This is a genomic window from Candidatus Pantoea rara (assembly GCF_051136265.1).
Classification (GTDB): Bacteria; Pseudomonadota; Gammaproteobacteria; order Enterobacterales; family Enterobacteriaceae; genus Pantoea; species Pantoea rara.
In genome coordinates this window covers 1-21,447 of the sequence record NZ_CP194943.1, presented here as the reverse complement: position 1 = coordinate 21,447, position 21,447 = coordinate 1, and the positions used below count along the sequence as shown (strand labels likewise).

Annotated in this window: 12 protein-coding genes and 2 pseudogenes; 6 read left to right on the top strand and 8 right to left on the bottom strand. The window is 54.1% G+C overall.

Annotated features, from left to right (window positions below; translation table 11 throughout):
- Positions 1-14: 14 nt before the first annotated feature.
- Positions 15-896, top strand: coding sequence for a LysR substrate-binding domain-containing protein (locus ACR8BF_RS18530; protein ID WP_313698487.1), 882 nt, complete (start codon positions 15-17; stop codon positions 894-896).
- 328 nt (positions 897-1,224) lie between these two features.
- Here the strand turns inward: ACR8BF_RS18530 and ACR8BF_RS18525 are convergent, their stop codons facing one another.
- Complete coding sequence (locus ACR8BF_RS18525; RefSeq protein ID WP_313698485.1) at positions 1,225-1,779, bottom strand: GNAT family N-acetyltransferase; 555 nt, start codon at positions 1,777-1,779, stop codon at positions 1,225-1,227.
- Between the two features lie 202 nt (positions 1,780-1,981).
- Entirely contained in the window at positions 1,982-3,535 is a 1,554-nt protein-coding gene (locus ACR8BF_RS18520) for a methyl-accepting chemotaxis protein (protein ID WP_434746077.1), read from the bottom strand.
- Between the two features lie 259 nt (positions 3,536-3,794).
- Here ACR8BF_RS18520 and ACR8BF_RS18515 point away from each other — a divergent pair, with 259 nt between their 5' ends.
- Positions 3,795-4,412 (top strand): pyridoxamine 5'-phosphate oxidase family protein, encoded by a 618-nt coding sequence (locus ACR8BF_RS18515; protein WP_434746076.1) that lies wholly within the window; start codon positions 3,795-3,797, stop codon positions 4,410-4,412.
- Positions 4,413-4,728: 316 nt separating this feature from the next.
- Positions 4,729-9,255, top strand: a complete 4,527-nt coding sequence (locus ACR8BF_RS18510) for an ATP-dependent helicase (protein ID WP_434746218.1) — start codon at positions 4,729-4,731, stop codon at positions 9,253-9,255.
- Here ACR8BF_RS18510 and ACR8BF_RS18505 read toward each other — a convergent pair.
- Positions 9,220-10,167: a LysR family transcriptional regulator gene (locus tag ACR8BF_RS18505; RefSeq protein WP_434746075.1), complete on the bottom strand. Its 948-nt coding sequence runs from the start codon at positions 10,165-10,167 to the stop codon at positions 9,220-9,222. The two genes, ACR8BF_RS18510 and ACR8BF_RS18505, sit on opposite strands and share 36 nt — an antisense overlap.
- 95 nt (positions 10,168-10,262) lie before the next feature.
- Here ACR8BF_RS18505 and ACR8BF_RS18500 point away from each other — a divergent pair, with 95 nt between their 5' ends.
- On the top strand, positions 10,263-11,117 hold the full coding sequence (locus tag ACR8BF_RS18500) for an aldo/keto reductase family oxidoreductase (protein ID WP_292986082.1): 855 nt from the start codon (positions 10,263-10,265) through the stop codon (positions 11,115-11,117).
- Positions 11,118-11,149: 32 nt separating this feature from the next.
- Here ACR8BF_RS18500 and ACR8BF_RS18495 read toward each other — a convergent pair whose 3' ends face one another.
- Both ACR8BF_RS18495 and ACR8BF_RS18490 read right to left on the bottom strand, forming a co-directional pair.
- On the bottom strand, positions 11,150-12,607 hold the full coding sequence (locus ACR8BF_RS18495) for an alpha/beta fold hydrolase (RefSeq protein WP_434746217.1): 1,458 nt from the start codon (positions 12,605-12,607) through the stop codon (positions 11,150-11,152).
- Between the two features lie 497 nt (positions 12,608-13,104).
- Positions 13,105-14,553 (bottom strand): sugar porter family MFS transporter, encoded by a 1,449-nt coding sequence (locus tag ACR8BF_RS18490; RefSeq protein ID WP_434746074.1) that lies wholly within the window; start codon positions 14,551-14,553, stop codon positions 13,105-13,107.
- A gap of 523 nt (positions 14,554-15,076) precedes the next feature.
- Between ACR8BF_RS18490 and ACR8BF_RS18485 the strand changes: the two are divergent.
- Both ACR8BF_RS18485 and ACR8BF_RS18480 read left to right on the top strand, forming a co-directional pair.
- Positions 15,077-15,271 (top strand): annotated as a pseudogene (locus ACR8BF_RS18485) (MFS transporter); the annotation flags it as partial.
- A gap of 24 nt (positions 15,272-15,295) precedes the next feature.
- Positions 15,296-15,612, top strand: a pseudogene (locus tag ACR8BF_RS18480) (transketolase family protein); the annotation flags it as partial.
- A 1,142-nt stretch (positions 15,613-16,754) separates the two neighbouring features.
- Here the strand turns inward: ACR8BF_RS18480 and ACR8BF_RS18475 are convergent.
- The 3 genes from ACR8BF_RS18475 to ACR8BF_RS18465 form a co-directional block, all read right to left on the bottom strand.
- A complete protein-coding gene (locus tag ACR8BF_RS18475; protein ID WP_434746073.1) occupies positions 16,755-17,726 on the bottom strand; it encodes a ParB family protein in 972 nt (323 codons plus the stop codon).
- Positions 17,727-17,733: 7 nt separating this feature from the next.
- The gene (locus ACR8BF_RS18470; RefSeq protein ID WP_090965539.1) at positions 17,734-18,933 is read right to left on the bottom strand and encodes an AAA family ATPase; all 1,200 of its coding nucleotides are present in this window, start codon (positions 18,931-18,933) and stop codon (positions 17,734-17,736) included.
- A 1,584-nt stretch (positions 18,934-20,517) separates the two neighbouring features.
- Complete coding sequence (locus tag ACR8BF_RS18465; RefSeq protein WP_003855845.1) at positions 20,518-21,447, bottom strand: RepB family plasmid replication initiator protein; 930 nt, start codon at positions 21,445-21,447, stop codon at positions 20,518-20,520.

Here is a 21,447-nt window from a genome sequence, read left to right as displayed (position 1 = left end):
TTTACAGGACGATAATGACTAAGTTACCGGAGTCACTCGATATAGATGCACTGCGCAGTTTCGTGGCGGGCATTGATGCGGGCAGCTTTGCGCTGGCTGCACAGCATCTTTGCCGGTCGACCTCAGCCGTCAGTGCGCAGCTTAAAAAACTTGAGCAGCAGTGCGGTACGGCGCTGGTGATGAAAAAAGGGCGGCATCTGCAACTGACCCGCAGCGGCGAACAACTGATGAGTTACGCCAGACGTCTGCTGTCACTGAACGATGAGGCGTTACGGGCCGTGAAAGGCGAAGCGTTGCAGGGTGAAATACGCATCGGGATGCAGGAGGATTTTGGCGAGGCGTTGATGCCTGCCATTCTCGGTGCGTTTAACCGTCAGCATCCGGATGTGATGCTGACCGCACGCGTCGACCGAAACCTGCCGCTGCTGACGGCGCTGGCACGTCATGAGCTGGATTTGGCGTTGCTGTGGCAGGCAGAACAACAGGCAAGCACACAGTTGATTGGTCAGTGTCCGTTGGTCTGGATTCAACATCCTGCGTTTAATCTGGCGGGGTATCTGCAGCGCGGCGAAGCGCTGCCGCTGGTGGCGTTTGATCCGCCCTGTGTAATGCGAACACGCGCTACGCTGGCACTGGATGAGGCAGGCATTCCATGGCGGATAGTGTTTACCAGCCACAGTCTTAGCGGGATTTGGGCAGCAGTACAGGCCGGGCTGGGGATGACTCTGCGCACCCGCGCGGGAATGCCGGATACGCTGGTAACGGAATCACAGCGGCTGCCACAACCCGGCTATCTGGGTATCGCGCTGGCCCGCTCAGATCAGGGCGATGACCCGGCGCGGGCGCTGTTGCAGCACCTGATCTCAGAAGCCGCCCTGCCCTTTATTGCGCGCTGATCTAAATGCCCGCTGACGCAGCAAAGAACAGGCGAGAAGGTGTGCTATCCGGCAAATAATATTAAGGCTGAAGTTTACTCAGGACGGACTTAACTGGCTCGGCGGTGAGATGTGACGAACGGTTATCTGATGCGCCGATCCATAAAAGACTCACTGCCATGACTGCTGAAATAAAAATTGTACGAATATCCATAAATCCTCCCCGGAACAAGATGGATAAAGTAATTCAGGCAGCGGCGAGTTAATCGCGGGATAAGAGACGCTTTAAAGGGTCTGAGTGAAAAAAAGTGGCGCAGATTTCGCCACGTCTGAGTGACAGGTGTAAAGATCAGAGGGATGCGTTCACGGCATTACCCGCCGCAAGCCATTCGCCTCGGCTAAGGGTAAACATCAGGTTGGGAGGAAACCCCTCTGGATCATCGACCTTTTTCAAAAAGGTTAAGCCTGCTTTTTCTAATACACGGCGCGAAGCCAGGTGGTTCTCGCGTGTCACCCCCGTGATGACACTCAGTCCGGCCTCCTCAAATCCGTAACGAATCGCTCTGCGGGAAAGCTCGGTGGCATACCCTTTTCCCCAGGCCGCTGGCTCAAAACGGTAACCGAGATTGTTAGTCTGACGGCCGTCGAACCGGCTTCGGAAGACGCCACCAAAGCCGATGATTTTTTCAGGATGCGCTTTCTCACATATCGTCCAGTCGCCAAAACCCTGATCTTTGTAGAGCTGCAGCGTACGCTCAAGGGACTGAACAGCATATTCCCTGTCTGGCCACGGACCGCGCGGGTTAAATTTATGTGTGTCGGGGTCGCTATAGATTCTGAAGAGGTCGTCGAGATCCTCACGCAGGGTATATCTGTAGAGCAATCGCTCTGATTCCCAAATCATCCTTTGCTCCTTTAGGGTACCAATCCGATACTTCTTTATAGCAGCAGCCTCTTCTGACACCAACTTTTCCGGCTCTTCAACCGTTGGCTAACCACGGAAAGTGTGCCGCATCTCATACAGGCCCGCTGAATCATGGCGGTACCCCATCAGAAAAAACGGACGCGCTATCTGCTCGCGTCCGTTCCTTTCTTACACCTGGCAGTTAAGCTGCACTGTGAACACGAAACGAATCAACCATGCCACGTAACGCATGTGCCTGTTCAGATAGCGACTGTGAAGCCGATGAAGACTCTTCCACCAGCGCGGCGTTATTTTGCGTCACCCCATCCATCTGGCTGACGGCAACACTGACCTGCGAAATGCCCTGCATCTGCTCGGACGAGGAAAGGGAAATATTGTCCATCGCTTCAGCCAGTTCACTCACCATACCCACAATCTTCAGAATGCTCTGGCCAGTGCCGGCGGCCACCGAGACGCCTTGCTCTACCTGGCCGACCGTCTGCTCAATCAGCGATTTGATATCCCGTGCTGCGGTCGCGCTTCGCTGCGCAAGCGAACGAACTTCACCTGCGACGACGGCAAATCCACGTCCATCTTCTCCGGCCCTTGCGGCTTCAACGGCCGCATTGAGCGCCAGAATGTTGGTCTGGAAGGCGATGCCCTCGATCACACTGGTGATATCGCGAATTTTTGCCGCACTGAGCGAGATACCATTCATGGTTTCGGACATCTGATGGACATCATTTTCCCCGCTGCGTGCCAGTGAGGCGGTTTCACGTGCCGAACCGGCCGTCTGCTGTGCACCCAGCGTATTACTCTTCACCGTGGCGGTAAGTTGTTCCATACTGGCAGCCGTTTCCTGCAGCGCCGCCGCCTGCTCTTCAGTGCGTGAAGACAACTCGGTGTTACCACGGGAAATCTCATCCGCCGCCAGCGCCACAGAGCCTGCAGATTCTTTGATTCGTGAAACCAGTTCGCGTAGGTTGGTCTGCATACTATCCAGTGAGGCCAGCAGGCTCCGGGTATCGCCGCGTCGCAATGCCACCGTAGTCGTCAGATCGCCAGAGGCGATGGCTGCAGCAAGCCGCTGCGCCTGAGCGGGTTCTCCTCCCAGTTGACGCATGAGCGTGCGCACAGTAAACAGACAAGTCGCCAGAGCCAGCAGGATTGAAATGCCCGCCAGAATCATCAGCGTGAAGCCGGTACGCGCTGAAGAATCACTGCTCATCACCACCGCTCTCTGCCCCTCCTCACTCTGGATTGTTGAAAGGGTATTAAGGGCATCAAGCAGAGTACGCTGTGCAGCTCGCGTCACGGTCAGCAGGTAGGTTGTGGCTTCCTGAGGACGATTAGCAAGGCCGAGACGACCGGCCTCTTCCAGCGAGTCGAGCGTGGACTTTTCTACCGACAATCCTTTATTAAATGCCTCGCGGGCGGCGGGCGTGGCATCGTCCATCATGCGGGCCAGCTTCTCACGGTTGGTGATGTAAAGCGTCTTCTGTGTCTGCAACCGTTTCCACTCCGGCTCCATCGCTTTGGTATCGGTCAGTAACGCCATATTGCGCACTGCAATGCCCATATCACGCAGGCTGCCACGCATATCAAGCACCATCTGATAGCGTTTCATCTGCACATTAACCACATCGTTCATGCCATTTCGGGCATTATTAAGGGCGTGTAATGCAATACCGCTACAGAGAATAAATAGCAGAATGAGCAGGCCAAAGCCGGCATACAGTCGAGTTGAAATTTTCAATGGCGAGTCTCACTGGTGGATGTAATCAGGTTGTAATGTCTTTCTGCTATCGGCATAGAGCGGACAAAATGTAGTCATGACAGGTAATAAACTTTTTCGGCAATGGCGTCAGGACATTCATGCGAGGCCATTATCACAACGGGGGACGTATCGGTTCTGAACCCGCAGGTAATGGTGGTAGAGTTTCGCTAAAACTGGCGTAACAGATTTGTGGCGTTTCCACGTCCCGGAATCCGATCGATGAAAGGAAAGTGCAATAATGGCTGAACAGCGCAGCATCATCACCGAACTGACTGAACTTGAGCGTCTTTATGGCACGGTTGGCCAGCCCTCTATCGCTAAGGTGACCGACCACATTCATTCCACCTATCGTCCATTTATCGCCGCCTCGCCTTTTGTCGCGCTGGCAACGTCGGGGCCGGAGGGACTGGATGTTTCACCGCGCGGCGACCCGGCAGGTTTTATCAACATTGAAGATGACAAAACCCTGTTGTTACCCGACAGACGCGGCAACAACCGCATCGACAGCCTGCGCAATATTTTGCATGACAATCGCGTCGCGCTGCTTTTTCTCATTCCCGGTATTGGCGAGACGTTACGCATCAATGGTAAAGCAGAAATAGACACTGACCCGTTGCTGCTCCAGCGCTTCGCCGTCAATAATCAATTACCCAGGACCGTACTGCGTATTACCGTCGACAGTGTGTTTTTCCAGTGCAGTCGGGCCATTATTCGCGCTAAATTATGGGATCCTGCTGAACAAATCGCGCGAAACAGGCTGCCCAGTCCCGGAACGATACTCAAAGATCTTTCTGACATTGATGGCGAAGCGTATGACGCTGCCCTGCCCGAACGCATAAAAAATACGCTTTACTGATATCCGCATCCAGCAGGTAAGCGCGGTGTGGCCTCCCACACCGCGCTTACCCGAAACCTGATATGCCATCAGCAGCGCCGTTACGTCTGACTTGAAATGCGGTTCTGTTCTGATTCATCTGATTGCACACTTCTCATACTGACGGGTTGAACGACACCGGTTGCGGCAATGGCAGGCGCTCCAGCTCTATTGGTCAGAGCTGCTAGCGTAAGACTGATACCGACTGCGATGTTCACTCAGATCCACAAACGGCGGTTTTCACTTACACTCAACGGATAAATTCCAGGCGCAGTGGCTGCGCGTTGCCGTGAGAATGATGTCGAAATCCCAATCTGATGTGATCTTAGCGCGGTTTTCACCCGCTACCCGACGCTGGTTTTCTGCGGCCTTTGCTGCACCGACGCCGGTACAAAAAGCGGCCTGGCAGGCCATTGCCGGCGGAGAGCACGCGCTGGTGATCGCGCCTACCGGTTCCGGGAAAACACTGGCAGCCTTTCTCACCGCCATCGACACGCTTTTTCAGGTCAGAACCGACGAGCCCGCTCCCACGCGTGAAACCACCACCCGTATTCTCTATATTTCGCCGGTCAAAGCGTTAGCTGCCGACGTTCAGCGCAACCTGAATCTCCCGCTGGCAGGCGTTTACGCCGAGCGGCAGGCGCTGAATGCGCCCGCGATCACGCTGAATATCGGCATGCGATCAGGCGATACCCCTGCCGCTGAGCGTGCCCGTCTATTGCGACGCCCGCCCGATATCCTGATCACCACACCCGAATCGCTGTTTCTGATGCTGACGTCGAAAGCGCGCACGACACTGCAGGGCGTGACCACGGTGATTGTCGATGAGGTGCATGCGGTAGCGGGATCAAAACGCGGTTCGCAGCTGGCGCTAAGTCTGGAGCGACTGGATGCATTACTGCCGCAACCTGCCCAGCGCATCGGGCTGTCCGCTACAGTACGACCGGTTGAGCGGGTAGCAGCTTTCCTTGGCGGCTGTCAGCCGGTTCAGGTGGTTAATCCGGCCGCCAGTCGCACGCTGCACCTGACGATTGAAGTACCGGTTGAGGATATGACCGATATTGCCAGCGCCGATGACCCGATGGATGACGCCACCTCTGCCAGCGGATCAATCTGGCCGCATATCGAAGCGCGCATTCTGCAGCAGGTCATGGCCCATCGCGCTACGCTGGTATTTGTGAATTCGCGTGGTCTGGCGGAGAAACTAACCGCGCGGCTCAATGCACGTTTCATAGCGCTCCAGACAAACGCTGACGATCAGCATGAAGGGCGTAATGCCACCGACGATCTTATTGCCCGCTCGCATCACGGTTCCGTCTCGAAAGAACAGCGCGGCGAGATTGAGGCCGCCCTGAAGCAGGGCAGTCTGCGCTGCGTGGTGGCGACTTCAAGCCTGGAACTGGGCATTGATATGGGGCCGGTGGATCTGGTGATTCAGGTGGGAGCACCGCTGTCAGTCGCCAGTGCCCTGCAGCGTGTGGGGCGCGCCGGGCATCAGGTCGGCGGCACCTCCACCGGCATCCTGTTTCCCCGCACCCGACGCGATTTGCTGGATTCAGCGGTGATCCTGAAGTCAATGCGCGAGGGTCAGCTTGATGCGCTGGCTCCCCCGCGAAATCCGCTCGATATTCTGGCGCAGCAGACGCTGGCCGCCGTGGCAATGGATACCCTGCAGGCTGATGAGTGGTACGCGCAGGTCTGCCGGGCCGATCCATTCCGCAGCCTGTCGCGTCGTCTGTTTGATGCCACGCTCGATATGCTGGCGGGTAAATTTCCGTCGGACGCCTTTGCTCAGCTGCGGCCGCAGCTGGTGTGGGATCGTCAGAGTGGGCTGCTGACAGCGAGACCCGGCGCACAACATCTGGCCGTGACCAGCGGTGGCACCATTCCCGATCGCGGCATGTTCAGCGTCATTCTGCCGGAAGGTGAAGAGCAGGCGGGATCACGTCGGGTCGGTGAACTGGACGAAGAAATGGTCTATGAGTCGCGGGTCAACGACATCATCACCCTGGGCGCAACATCGTGGCGGATTCAGCAGATCACCCACGATCAGGTGCTGGTGGTACCCGCGCCCGGCCGTCCGGCCCGTCTGCCCTTCTGGCGCGGAGAAGGCGTTGGCCGTTCAGCGGATTCAGGTGCCAGCCTCGGGATGTTTCTGCGTCAGCTTAACGCGGCGTCACCAGACGATGCGCAGCAACAGCTGCAGGCGCTGGGAATGAATTTCAGCGCCGTCACCAATCTGCTGGCTTTACTGGCTGAACAACGCGCCGCAACCGGTGTGCTGCCGGATGATCGCACGTTGCTGATTGAACATTGCCGTGATGAAATCGGCGACTGGCGAGTGATCCTGCACTCGCCGTGGGGCAAGCGGGTCAATGCGCCCTGGGCGCTGGCGATTGCCGCCCGCATCCAGCAACGTATGGGGTTTGATGCGTCTGTTGCGGCCAGCGATGACGGCATCGTGGCCCGCTTTCCTGCCAGCGAGGGGCTGTTACCTGGCGCTGAACTGTTCATGTTCGACGCCGACCAGCTCACCCAGGAAGTCACTGAGAGCATCGGTCAGTCGGCGCTGTTTGCCGCCCGCTTCCGGGAATGTGCATCTCGCGCGCTGCTGCTACCGAGACGTAATCCGGGTAAGCGCTCGCCGCTCTGGCAGCAACGACTGCGTGCCGGCCAGTTGCTGGAAGTCGCACGTCAGTTTGACGATTTCCCAATCCTGATCGAAACCGCACGCGAATGTCTGCAGGATGTCTACGACCTGCCTGCGCTACACCATTTGATGAAACAGGTGACACAGGGCAGCGTAAAAATGGTTGAGGTGACGACCGAACAACCCTCCCCTTTCGCCGCGCCGCTCCTGTTTGGTTACGTCGCCGAGTTTATCTACGCCAGCGATGCACCTCAGGCAGAACGGCGCGCCTCATTGCTGACGCTCGACACTAACCTGTTGGGTGAACTGCTCGGCCAGACCCACAGGCGTGATTTACTGGCACCTGACGTTGTTGAACAGGTTGAGAAAGAACTGCAGCGCCTCGATGACCGCTATCAGGCACAGCATACAGAAGGCATTATCGACGTACTGCGCGACCTCGGTCCGCTCTCCGTTGCAGGTATTGCGGCACGGTTCAGCGGCAACGACTCGCAGATCGCAGAAGCAGTCGCGCAGTTCGCTGTCGCCCGGCGAATCATTCCGGTTACTCTCGCGGGTGAAGATCGCTGGTCAGTGATTGAAGACGCGGCCCGCCTGCGCGATGGGCTGGCCGTCGTGTTACCTGACGATCTGCCCGCGACCTTTCTGGCGCCGCAGGCCGATCCACTGCGCGATCTGATTAACCGTTTTGCCCGTACCCACACGCTGTTTACCGCCCGACAACTGGCCATGCATTTTGGTGCAGGTATCGCTGTGGTGAATGCAGTGCTGCTTTCTTTGCATCAGCAGGGCAGCCTGCTGAATATGGGCGCGGCAACGGGTGAATCGGAAATGGCATGGGTCTCCTCCGAAATATTTAAACGGCTGCGCTTACGTTCACTGCAATCAGCACGCGAAGCAACCCGCCCTGTTCCACCCGCCGCCTGGGTCAGCCTGCTGCTGGAGCGTCACGGTCTGCTTCGCCCTCAGCGTGAGGAATTGTTGGGTACAAACGGGCTGTTGCGGGTGATCGAGCAACTGGCGGGTGTGCCTTTACCGGCCTCGCTATGGGAGTCGCCAATCCTGCGTGCCAGGATAGCCGACTATCAGCCCGCGATGCTCGACGAGTTGTTAACCCGTGGCGAGGTGATCTGGTGCGGTCACAAAATGCTGGGGCAGAATGATGGTCTGATCTCGCTGCACCTCGCTGAATATGCCGCTGAAACACTGCCGGTGATTGATACCACCCAACCTCTGACGTCTGTACAGCAGGCGACTATTGACGTTTTGAGCCGCGGTGGCTCGTGGTTTGTTCATGAGATCATGGCGCAGATGGAAGAAGAGACTCAGCCCACAGAGATCTATGACGCCCTGTGGCAGCTGGTCTGGCAGGGCTATGTCAGCTCCGACAGCTGGATTGCGGTACGGGGGTTGCTGACCACGCCGGGCGTGACCCGTTCGCGTCCGGCGCCTGCATTGCGTACCCGCTTTGGTCAGCGCTTCACACCAGGCGCTCTGCCCGCGCGCCGTCCGGCGGTCAACACGCTGGCGGGGCGCTGGTCACGGGTTATCAGAACGGAGATTGCGCCTGCCCGGATGGCTCTGTCGCTGGTGGAAAATTTACTCGACCGTTATGGGGTGATCACACGTGGCTGTGCAATATCGGAACAAATCCCTGGCGGATTTCCCGCGCTGCAGCCGGTGTTACGTGGCATGGAAGATGCCGGTCGGCTACTGCGCGGGCGTTTTGTGGCCGGTGCAGGTGGTGCGCAGTTTGCTGACAATCTGACTATTGAACGGCTGCGGATGCTGGCAGATAACCCGCAAATCACAACCGAGGCTGTGTCACTGACCGCGATTGACCCGGCGAATCCCTTTGGCGCAATGCTGAGCTGGCCGTCCCACGCCAGCGGCATTCGCCTGACCCGGCGGCAGGGCGCACGGATCGTGATCGCAGGCGGCGCACTGATGCTTTATCTGACGCCATCAGGCAAGGAGTTGCTGACCTTCAGCGACGATCCTGCACGGCTTGAGGCGGCCGTGGCGGCTTTGGGCGTGGCGCTGAAACGGGATAAGTCCGCCAGCTTTACGCTGGAGACGGTGGATGGGGAACCGGTCACGCAGTCACCGCTGCTTAACACGCTGCGACATGCCGGATTTTCACGGGTTCCGCAGGGGTTCAGCTGGTATAGCTGAGTTTTTTGCACGCTCGTTTGTTTCGCGTACAAAGTCGATAAAGGCCTGAAGCGGTGCCGGAATCAGACGTCGATCGTTGTAGTAAAGCCATGGACCGGAAAAAGTCAGCCACCAGGATTGCAGCAGCGGTTCCAGCCTGCCGCTGTCCAGGGCTGGGCGGAGCCACTCATCAAACAGATAGATCACGCCGGTCCCGGCGATGGCCGCCTCCACCGCCAGATCCATTGCACCACCGACGGTGACCACCAGCGGCCCGCTGGTTTCAACACTGATCTCTTCACCCTCCCGACTAAAGGTCCAGTCTGCCATGATGCCACTGGCATAACGGCCACGCAGGCAGCGGTGATGGATCAAATCGCGTGGGTGTTCGGGTCGGCCATATTCAGCCAGGTAAGCCGGAGAAGCCGCCAGCGCGAACCGCTGCTGACGCGGGCCAATCGGTATCGCCACCATATCCTGCTCAAGCCGCTCATCGTAGCGAATCCCGGCGTCACAGCCGTCACGAAAAACGTCCTGCACATTGCTTTCCGCAACGATTTCCAGCCGGATATCGGGATAACGCCGCAGGAACTCCGGTACCAGAGCAGGCAGCACCAGCCGCGTGGCGCTGACCGGGACATTCAGCCGCAGCGTGCCGCCTGGCGTGTTGCGGTAACTATTCAACGCATCCAGCGCAGCGTTAACTTCATTCATTGCGGGCAGAAGACGCTCTATCAGCGCCCTGCCCGCTTCGGTTAACACCACGGTGCGTGTGGTGCGATGAAACAGTCGAATCCCCAGTTGCTGCTCCGCCCGTCGTACCGCATCGCTCAGCCGCGAAGCATTGCTGCCCGTGACGCGCGCCGCTTCCCTGAATCCTCCCGCTTTTGCCACCACGACTACGGCATCCAGCAGCGCCATATCAATCGCCATTGTGCATTACCCCGTACAGTCTGTCCTGATTTCACCGGATAGTTGCACAGCTAAATCACCGTTACAATTGATCTACATTCACGCAGGAGGTTTCCATGTCAGATATCACCATGACTTTTATGTTAGGCGATCGTGAAGTTAACCGTCTCGGCTATGGCGCGATGCAACTGGCCGGGCCGGGCGTGTTTGGCCCGGTCAAAGATGAAGCCCGGGCAATAGAGGTTTTGCGCAACGCCATTGCGGCAGGCGTCAATCATATCGACACCAGCGACTTTTACGGCCCGCACGAAACCAACCACTTAATAAAAAAAGCACTTCATCCCTATCCGCAGGATCTCTGCATTGTCACCAAAGTAGGCGCCCGCCGCGACGCCAAAGGCGGCTGGCAGGCGGCGATGGAACCGGAAGCGCTGACACAGGCGGTAGAAGATAACCTGCGCAACCTGGGTCTTGACGTGATTGAGGTGGTGAACCTCCGCAGCATGTTGCATCCGGCTAAACCTAAAGAGGGCTCGCTGGCACCACAGCTTGAGGCGCTGCTGGAACTCCAGACACGCGGGCTGATTCGTCACATTGGCCTGAGCAACGTCACTGCTACGCAAATCGCAGAAGCCCGGGCGATGACGCCGATTGTCTGCGTGCAGAATATGTATAACCTTGCGCATCGACAGGATGATGAGCTGGTGGATCAGCTGGCGCAACAGGGTATCGCTTACGTCCCTTTTTTCCCGCTGGGCGGTTTCTCTCCTCTGCAGTCGGATCGGCTTAATGACGTGGCTGCGTCCCTGAATGCCACCCCGATGCAGGTTGCACTCGCCTGGCTGCTGCGGCGCTCGCCCAATATTCTATTGATCCCCGGCACCTCTTCTCCGGAACATCTTAAGGAGAACCTCGCCAGCGCCAGTCTGCAACTGTCAGATGAAGTGATGGAAAAATTGAATACCCTGTAACATCAGGCCCTACAATGCGGGCCTGGTACGATTCAGTAACTGTTCAGGCAAGCCGCCAGGTGCGGCTTGTCACTGCAACCAATATGGTGATCGATTCGTTTTATCATATAAGGGTAAAACGGGTTGGATGTCGCACGCATAATTGAGTCCAGCCCGACAATCAGCACCGCACTCTCGCCACGCAGTGACAACGTCCCAAAACTGATACCAAACTCATTTTTCTTCGCGGGCGCACTGCCATATAACCCATCCTCAGCCGGGAATGGAATAGCAACGTGTGACAGCGAGTAGAGATCCGCCGGATAGTCGATTGCCAGCGGCTGAATCCGCTCCTGAATCTCACCCGCAGGCACGCTTTTCGTCACCATTTTGAGCGTAGTGGCGGAAGCATTGGTGATGACCGTCGAGGCATAATTGCGACGTGCAGCGGGCAACAGCTGATTAACCGCCGTATAAGAGGAGTAACGAAATAGCGGACTGACGCTGACCGCCTGATTGATATCGAACAGCACCAGTTCACTGCCGTTCTGCGGCAGAAAGTTATACAACGAGCGTATTACCGAGGGTGTACTGACAGTGGAATCCATCACCGACTGGAAAGTCAGTACTGGCGGGAAGCCGGACAGCTGCTGATTACGTGCATACTGCTGGATCTCTTTCTGCAGCGCCTGTGTCAGTAAATAGGTCTGCCGGGCAGCGTGAACGGGAAAAGAGTTATATTTAAACGGATTAAACTCCGGCACGATATTCAGCCACGCGGTTTTTGAGAAAGCAGGAAAAACAGAGGGCAGCCCGGCGATACCGGCGAAGCGGGCAAAACTCGTCACACCGATCATCGGCGATAGCAGAATCAGCTGCTGAGGACGACGCAGGGAATGATCGCCCAGACTGTCGAGCGCATATTTTACCGCCAGCGCCCCACCGTTCGAGAACCCTACCAGATGGAGTGGCGTCTGCGTGCCTGCCAGACGGGTCGCTTCCCGCACCGCCAGACGTGTGGCGGCCATCCAGTCCTGCCAGTCAACATCGGTCAGCCCCGCAGGCACCGTGCCGTGACCCGGTAACCTGATCGCCACCGCCACATAGCCCTGCTGTCGATAAGCTTCTGCCACATGACGGAGGCTGTAAGGACTGTCCGTCAGACCATGTAGCAGCACAACGGCACCACGCGGCGTGCCCATCGGGCGCAGAATATAGGAACGGTTCCAGTCCTGTGTGAAATGGGCAGGATAGATCACGCTACCCAAATAGTATCGGTTGAGTGGCGTTTTATCTTCGGCTTCAGGTTTGTCACTGATCTGCTGCTTCATCTCGTCAAACAGCTGATTTTCGGCATTCAGGTAATCGGCATAACCTGCTTTGTCGAGTTGCTCCACGATCAGTTCATGGGGGATCCAGGTGTGCCAGCGGTGTAACGCCGGCCCGCGCTCTGCTTCATAGATTCGGAAAATCAGTAGCAGGAGTAACAGCACCAGGACCCCTATCACCAGCCGTCAGAGTCTGCGTTTAACGGTTTTCCACTTACGGGTCATACGTCCTTTCCTGAAAAATTAAAATGCATAGCGAAACCACGCGAAGTCATACCTGAAGCGGGCGTGCCAGCAGATAAACGGCAGGCAGAGGCCGGTGGGCTGAGGACTGTTCCAGGTCTGCGCAATATGGTCAGTAAATACATTCTACCAGTAAGAGATGGGCGTGAATTCAGCATGCAGTGGCGCAGCAGTCATCATTGCAGCAACAACTGCCGTCGTGGTTGATATTTTCATGCTCCATCCCGAGCAGCGTGTAGGGCAAATTTCAGGTGGGTTTTTGGCGATTTCAGCCTGAAATCGCCAAAGCTGGATAATAAAAGAACAGGAAGTTTGCTGATTACAGTGAATGTTTTTCTGGTTAATTCAGGTATGAGACTGTGAAGGCGGGGCCTGGTGCGAAGAGGCAAAGAAGTAAAACCGGATTCAGCCGGTGGGCCGAATCCGGTGGGAATTTATCAGGCTTCAGCCTCTGTCGGCTTTTCGCCAAATTTCTCTTTCATGTGTGACTCAATCTCTTCCAGGCTCTTGCCTCGCGTTTCTGGCACCATCGCCATCACGAAGATCAGCGACCCAACGTTAATCGCGGCAAAGATGAAGAAGGTAGTGCTACCGGCATATTCCATGACCGGCGGGAAGCCAAACGCCACTACAGCGTTAAATATCCACTGTAGCGAAACCGCGCCACCGGTTAATACGCCACGCAACTGCATCGGGAACAGCTCTGACATCATCAGCCAGTAGACCGGCGAGATGCACATCTGCATGCAGAACAGGAACAGCAGAATACAGGCCAGGGCGAGATAACTCTGCATCACGCTGGAGCTCATAAAGGTCAGCACGCTGCCCAGCATGATCTGCGCGGTGATCACCAGACATAACCCGGTGATAAGCATGGTGCGACGCGGGAAGCGGCTGATTGCCCAGATTCCGACAAAGGTCGCGAGAACTGAAACCACACCGTTACCGATGGTGGCAGCAATTGAAGCGCTGGTACCCAGGCCAGTCGACTTCAGGATGATCGGCGTGTAGTACATAAAGCCGTTAACGCCGGTAAACTGCGCGACAAAGCCCAGCCCGACGCCAATCACCATCAGGCGGATTACCCACTTCTCACGAATCAGGGTTTTCGCATCCGGCCCGCGCTCTGCGGCTCTCGCCTGCTTCTTCATCTGCGCCATCTCATGACGCACTTCGCGCGGCGTTTCGCGCAGATACTTCAGGATCTTTTTCGCCTCTTTCAGACGCCCTTCCGCCACCAGCCAGTGAGGGGACGCAGGAACGAAGAATGTGCCGAGGAACAGCAGGAATCCCGGCACCATCGCAATCGCCAGCATGTAACGCCACAGATGCTCGTCATGCAGCAGATAGCTCAGCAGCGTACTGGCGACATAAGCGATAAGCTGTCCGGTAACGATCATCAGCTCGTTGCGGCTGACCAGTGGCGCGCGCAGGCGCGGTCCGGCAATCTCGGCGATAAAGACCGGTACAGTGGATGAGCCACCACCGACAGCAATTCCCAACAGGAAGCGCATGGCCACCATGACGTTGACGGAGGGTGCCAGCGCAGTACCCAGAGAACCCAGCACAAAAATGACCGCCAGACTGCGCAGTGTAATGCGGCGGCCAAAACGGTCAGAGAAGAAACCACTCAGGAAGGAACCAATAGCGGCACCGAACACCAGCGAAGAGGCGACCAGCCCTTCAGTGAAAGAGTTCAGTCCAAGTCCACCCTGATCGGGTGGTGAGGTCATATAAGGTAACGCACCTGAGATAATCCCGGTGTCATAGCCAAAAGCCAGCGCGCCCATGGTGGCGACAAGCACCACTAAAAAGATGCGCTGGCGTACCGTATCCGCAGGCGCGTGATCGCCCGTTTCACCAGAGTCTGGTGTATTCGTACTCATAATATTCCTGCCATTAATAAGTTAAACATCCGTTTGATTAAATTTCATACGGAATAGAAATGGAACATATTTACCGATTGGGAAGAGAAGTGTAGACGGTATTTTAAAGTTAGCTTTAGCATTGCGATTTTTATGGCAGGAATAATCAACCGAAGAAATAAACCAGCGTAATAGTGACAACGATAAATTTATTTGAACATTAAATTCCGCTTTGATTTCTTTCTGGATCCAGTTCAGAAAATGGGCAATGCGCGGCAAGACCTGATGGCGCGCACTGACGGGCAGAGTTGTCTGCTCTGACAGGACACTGACCCGTTTCCCACTGCGCAGATAGTCCTGAGCCAGAATTCACTTACAGATATAAGACCGGGACCTGAGATCGCCGCTTAAGGACTCATATAAAGGCGCTCAAAATGAAATATCCACTCTTTATCCGGCTGGGGTCATTGCTGGGATGCAAACCACTGCGGCCAGGCCAGTATTATTTGCATTATGCATTCTATGTGCCGGGCAACCTGATCCTGCATTTGTCGCCGATCGTCATCTCTGGCTGCCGGGACTGATCTGCTTCTGTGTGGTCATGGGCCAGTATGCACTGACCTTCTGGTTACTCACGCTGCTACGAAACTCAGGCATCAGTGAACCACTGCATAACGGCCTGCTGACCAGTCTGGCTTATCTGTGTGTCATTATCCTTATGCTGCTGGCCAGGCACAGTTTTGAAGCATCACTTTTATCAAAAGGATTGGCGGAACAGCGACTCATGAGCGCTGCAGCAGAAATGGCGCGCGAAGGCTTTATGCCTTTTGTCACCCCTATGCCGTGTTTGCTTCCCGCCGCGCCTATGATTTTATCTGCATGGCTAGCGCCGAAGAAAATCATAATGTCAAAACTACCTGCGCACTGCCGGGTCTGACGACATGTTATGTATCAGGTCATCAGGCGACTCACGATCTGGCTATCATCCAGTGCATGCCGAACCTGACAAACATCGATCCCTGCAGTGCTCTGGAGATTAGCCTGGTGATCACGGCTATCGCGGAACGCCAGGGTTCAGTTTAACTGCGTCTGCTGCGCGGTAAGGTCCGGCTGGTGCCGGATAAATATGCACCCCCTCGCCTAAACCGATTGCTCTGCCGGATGCATTTCTTGCCGCAGGGGATTTGCCGACACTGCATCACCACTATGGCATCTTAACCGATGACCTGGTCAGGCAAATCACATTATGGCTTGAGACATGGCTCCTGGCAAAACCGGGCAGAGCCTGGTTTTCTTCTTCATTCACACAATCCGGCCTGAAAAATCGTTCATAAGTACATGCATTCGCTTCCAGACGTTTTGTCTACTGATTGCAGTGGTCGGCACTTTCTCCTTTTAGCTGACGCTCTCAATGCCACAAAACCAGCACGCTGGAAGCGGCTTTCTATTACAAGGTCCTGAGAGCGTTCTCCATCAAAGCTTCACGCTGTCTAAGCCACCTGCATAAAATAATTTCTATCCTGAGAAAAAAGTTATCCACTTTTTCTGTGGATAAGTGAGGGATATTTTCTGAGTATCTTCTTGCACACTCTATTCACGGCCTGAATGTCGGTGAGTTGTGCTTCTTTTCTGATCGTATTTATTCCCCCCTGAAGAAAAAACGGGGGGCTTAAACATCTTAAATCGTGGCGATTTCAGCCTGAAATTTCTTTTTAATTACATTATTAAACAGTAATTTAGATATGAAATTTCGTTGGCGTACGTGTTTTCCATGACAGGGTGTTCATAGGGCGCTGCAGCCTGTCTGAAGCATGCACGCAGTTAGTGCAGGTTATCCAGAAGGGACTGGTCACTTATAAACCAGCGGCAAAAAATTTTACCTTGCATTATTGCGGCGGCTAAATGGTGGCTTGCAGCTAAGCGAAGTGTCAGCGATGGCATCAGATGAACCGTGCGACTTATTGTCATCAGCACGTAAGCGGTTTAAAGACTGCTTCAGCATCTGGCGACAAGGATTCGCTGAAGGGCGATTTCATCGTTCTTTTATCACCAAATAGCCGATATAATCGTTATTAATCATAAAGTTATTATAAATTAACCCCATAAGAGGCTGGCGATTTCACCCTGAAATTCGGCCCCATGCTACCGCGTATGTAATTCCTGGCTGAAAAAAGAGAAAAAAAAGCCAGCGTTCATCGCTGGCTGATTTGAATAGGGACAAATTAACGGTTGAGGTATTTTTTAAGGGTCTCCGCAATGACTTTATCCAGCTCTTCCTGCAGCTCTTTCGACTGCCGGTTGAATTCATAACTGAACATACGTCCGCGCACCTTTTTACGGGCAAAGCGATCTTTATCGGCAAAAGACCAAAGCGCAGTGGCCTGCGTTTTGTCTTTCTCCGGTACCTTCATCAGCGTCTGGCTACCCTGCCGAATCAGTCGCAGAATATGATTCTTAAGCTCGTCCTCTGCCAGACCTTCACGGGCACAGACCACATCAATTTCACGGGATATGGATTGGATTAGCGCTTCAACGCTTTGCCCAGACTCATTCAACTTGTCAGCAGCCTGCAATAGCGCTTTGTAATCGGGATAGGTCAGTTCTGCGTGATTAGGAAAGAGGGAGATTAACTCTGCTGGCACGCTGGCGGCCTGCAGGGCACGCGTCACTTTTGCCTGGGATAACCCCTGGTTCTCAGCGATCTCTTTCTGCGACAGTCCGCCCTCTTTCAGCATTAACAGGCGCATGCCCACTTCACGCAGGTTATGCTCACGCGCCGTCTGAATATCCTGCGCCAGTCTGCGGGCTTCATCAGGTGTGATGGAGGCGTCGGTAATCAGCACGTCCAGCCCGGTTTTACAGTAGAGCGCGGCGGCACGGCGGCGTGAGCCGTCGAGGATCTCGATGCGGTCATCACGCATAACGCCAATGGCCGGAAAAAACTGCTGCAGCTTGATGGTGCGAATAATGTCCCGCAGTGAGTCAGGTGTCAGACCTGCCTGGTCACGTCCATTGGTTTCCATCGTGACAAAAGTTTTGCTTTCAACCTCACTGGCAGCAATACGTTCAAAACGAAACAAGGCGCGCTTGCCCGTTGCCAGAACGAAGGTCTGGTTGTGTTGGCTGTCAGTCGTATCATTTTCAAGTGGAGTCTGGCTGAAGGTTCTGCCAATCGTGATTCTTTTTGCGCTCATACAAACCTCAGTTCAGGCGAATAAATTCGATACGGTCAAAGACGGCTTTCGCAAAGTCCTCTGCGGCGGATCGTGCATTCTTTAACGCTTCGCTGCTGCCAACGTAGGTGGAAGGATTGGCGGAGATAACCGTATCAAAGGATTCGCCGCAACGTTCGAAACCATCAAGGCGGGGAAGGGCTGCATCCAGCATGTCACCGCCAAAAATCTCTTTAGCCAGGCTATGGCAGAGCTTGTGGTCAGCTTTATTAGAGAGCTTGGACATAAAGCCGATGTTGCCCTGCAGACGACACGTTGCGCCAGAGTCTTCAATAATCGCAATGAGTTCGGGCAGGCGTGTCAGGTATTTTAGCGTCGAGTGAAAATCGACCTGAGCTGGTGGCACTGGCGTCATCAGCAGGTCAGAAGCGGCAATCGCATTCTTCAGAAAAGCATCCAGATGCGGGCCGCTGTCAATGAAAATGAAGTCGTAGTCTTTTTTCAGTTTGGCAATGACGTTGTCGTACAGCACAGCATGGACATTCTGTTGTGGCAGGTGCTCAGCGCAGAGCTGATCCCAGCTTGAGGCGATAAACGCATCATCAATCGAGGCGGGCAGTACATCCACACCCGGAATGATTGATGGAACGATAAATTCGTTTACCAGCTCATCACGGGAGACATTCTGCAGCATGGCCTGCGCTGCCGTTGCTTCCACCAGCCCGACTGAGCGCTCGTGATTCAAAAACATGGTTGCTGAAGACTGCGGGTCGAGGTCAATAACCAGAACACGTAAATCTTCAAACAGGAGATGAGGATGGGCACGCAGCGCATGTGCAAGTGAAACGGTTGAAACCGTTTTGGAGACGCCGCCCTTAAGATTACCGACAAAAATGGTATAGGCATCGCTGTGACGATCGCGATATTTCGGCACGCCACGATGATGATAAATATCGATAATATTCTGAATCGACATGGCATATTTAACAGATGAACCCGCGGCGCGTTTATCAAACTGATAGCCACTCTCCTCCATCTCATTGACTGCGTAATCCACACTGGCTCGTGTCAGTTTCGGCAATTTAGCTAACGCCGCCTTGGCATAGACCTGATAGTAAGTATTTTCGTGCAGTTCCTGCTTTTGCGCCTGAATCTGGTCAGTGAGGCTTAACAGCATGCGTTCTGAACGCTGTGCAACCTTCATCACCTGCTTGTCATCGTTAGCCATAGTTGCTCCAAACATGTAGGATTTATGACTTTATACATAAATCCTGCACATGAGGCAATAATTTATCCTCTCAACATGATCTGCGTTTCTATGTAATCACATGGGTTTTGATGAGGTTCATCACATTATTCACTGTAAACGGAAAATTAAGGCAGAAAATTTGCGATTAACATTCACTGTAATCAGCAGATCATTCACTGTGGTCAGTTGACCGGTTTAAAAACGATCAGACAAATGGGATACAGATAGAGAGCAGGGGAGACGGACTCAGGAGGCTACGTTGACAGAAACAATCGTTCACTGTAATCAGCAAAGTCAGACTGGTATCTGGTGATTTTACGGGAAGGATCTCAGCGTTAAAGATAGTCGGATTAATGGGTATTCAGGCAAGCGCCACAGGGCGCAGCGCTGATTGCTACCTCTTTCTGCTTTAAACATTCACTATAATCAGTAGTGCTTCTCAGATCAGGACACGTTGAAGCAACGTTCACTGTAATCAGTAGTCATGTTTATAGGGTGTCATGATAAGGAAGCGGGTCGGGTTAAAGGTTCACTATAGTCAGTAATGATATGCGGATTAACACTGATCCGTTCAGGAAAGCATCGGGAACAGAGGAGAAAATAGACTACGGTCTGTTAAATACAGGGCCTGATGCTTAGTGCATTATCGCGCATCCATAAACGTTCACTGTAATCAGTAAAACCAGGCGGGTGATAATGTTCACTGTAGTCAGTAAATGAGGAATGAATCCACAAACATTCACTGGAGTCAGTAGAATAATCAGGCTCTGTTCTGCGCCACAGTGAGTCCGAGTTGTCGCTATCAGACAATGACCGTTCAGCTGATTCAGACTCTGACAAGCCTGATGCAAGCAGCAAGACACAGGCACAGGCACATCAGGATTAGCCTTTGCATATCCGCCATGTTCTCACCGGCTTCGCTCTAACGTTCACTGTAATCAGTATCAGACACCTTTCATTGCGCCACATCGAAGTAAACATTCACTGTAGTCAGCAGAGCGTTCACTGTAATCAGTAAGGCATCTCCTCGGGACAGAGCATCACAGCGCAACGTTCACTGTAATCAGTAATCGATATGGCTGACCTTTGAGACGTCGGAATGAAGAGGGTATGTCGATGTGAGCCAGCAAACGTTCACTGTAATCAGTAACAGTGTCACACGCGCCAGCTCTCAGACAGCTAACCGCATTGATCTCTGAACAGGGCAGAGCACTGACATTCACTATAATCAGCAGTGTTCACTGTATCCAGCAGAAGACGCCATCGTGAAACGCAATATGTACATTCACTGTAATCAGCAAACCACATCAGACTGAGCACCAGCAATTATGTATGTAAGTACACACTTACTGGATAGACCTTATAGCAGGTGAAAGAATATCTGCAGGTGAAGGACAAAGACTTTAACACAGCGCTACAGTCACTGATTACAGTGAACGTTACTGATTGCAGTGAATGTCTGAGAAGTACTTATTACAGTGAATGGGCTTAAGACCGCAATGTCACTTTTTCAGTAAAGTGACACTGCAACGCAGGATTGCTGACTACAGTGAACGCGGGGAGTTAATCCTCGAACTCGATCTCATCCAGCGAATCGATGCTCTCCAGATTACCGATACCATCGAGCTTAGGCGTACGACTGTGGATGATGAAAAAGACTGAGCGTCCACGCTTCACTTCTGAGTAATCCAGATAACCGATCTCTTTCAGCTGCTCCATCGCGCGCCGTACCACATGGTTCTGCGTGGTGGTCTTGGAGCCGAGATTGAGGCGCATACGCAGGCGAGCCAGCGAGATAGGCGCCGGATTGGTCGGCAGGCTCTCCAGGAAGGTGTAGAGCGCCTGTGCAGACTCTTTACGCTTGAGGCGTGAGATTGCACGAAGCTGGAGCAGCACCTTATGATCGAAGTTGTAGAGTTCGAAAAGCTTAGGGTCGGCCTGAATGCGGACAATATCTTTTTCGCGGTCGTAATAGGCAGACTGAACCAGGTGAGTATGATACGCCTTGCCGTTGCCTTCAAAGGAGAGGGTATTAGTCGCAATACGGCGCAGAGAAGCATCCAGGCGCTTACGCAGTGCGGCAGAAGAGTTGGCAGAGGGAATGCCACACATCTTCACAAAGTCGATAAACGGCAGGGTGACCGTATCGCCTTTAGTCGGATAACGGGAAAACGACTGAATAATGCCCGCCCAGGTTTTGAAATCGTTATCCATATCCAGCCGCGCGCCGGTAATGGTAATCTTTTCGTAGCCCTCCGCTTTTACCAGCGTCAGGTTCTTCAGCTCTTTCGTCGCATCTGTTGAGGCCATTGCACCGGATTTACCCCGTGCAGTCGATTTCAGGGTCGGCACAAAGAGTCCGAGACGCATTAATGCGACGGGCTGAACGGTATTATTCTTGTTGGGATGAAGCTGAATAACTTCACCACTGTTTTTTGTCACTGACAGAAAAGGTTCTAGTAACGCTTTGTTTTCGTTGTCTTTATCTGCCAT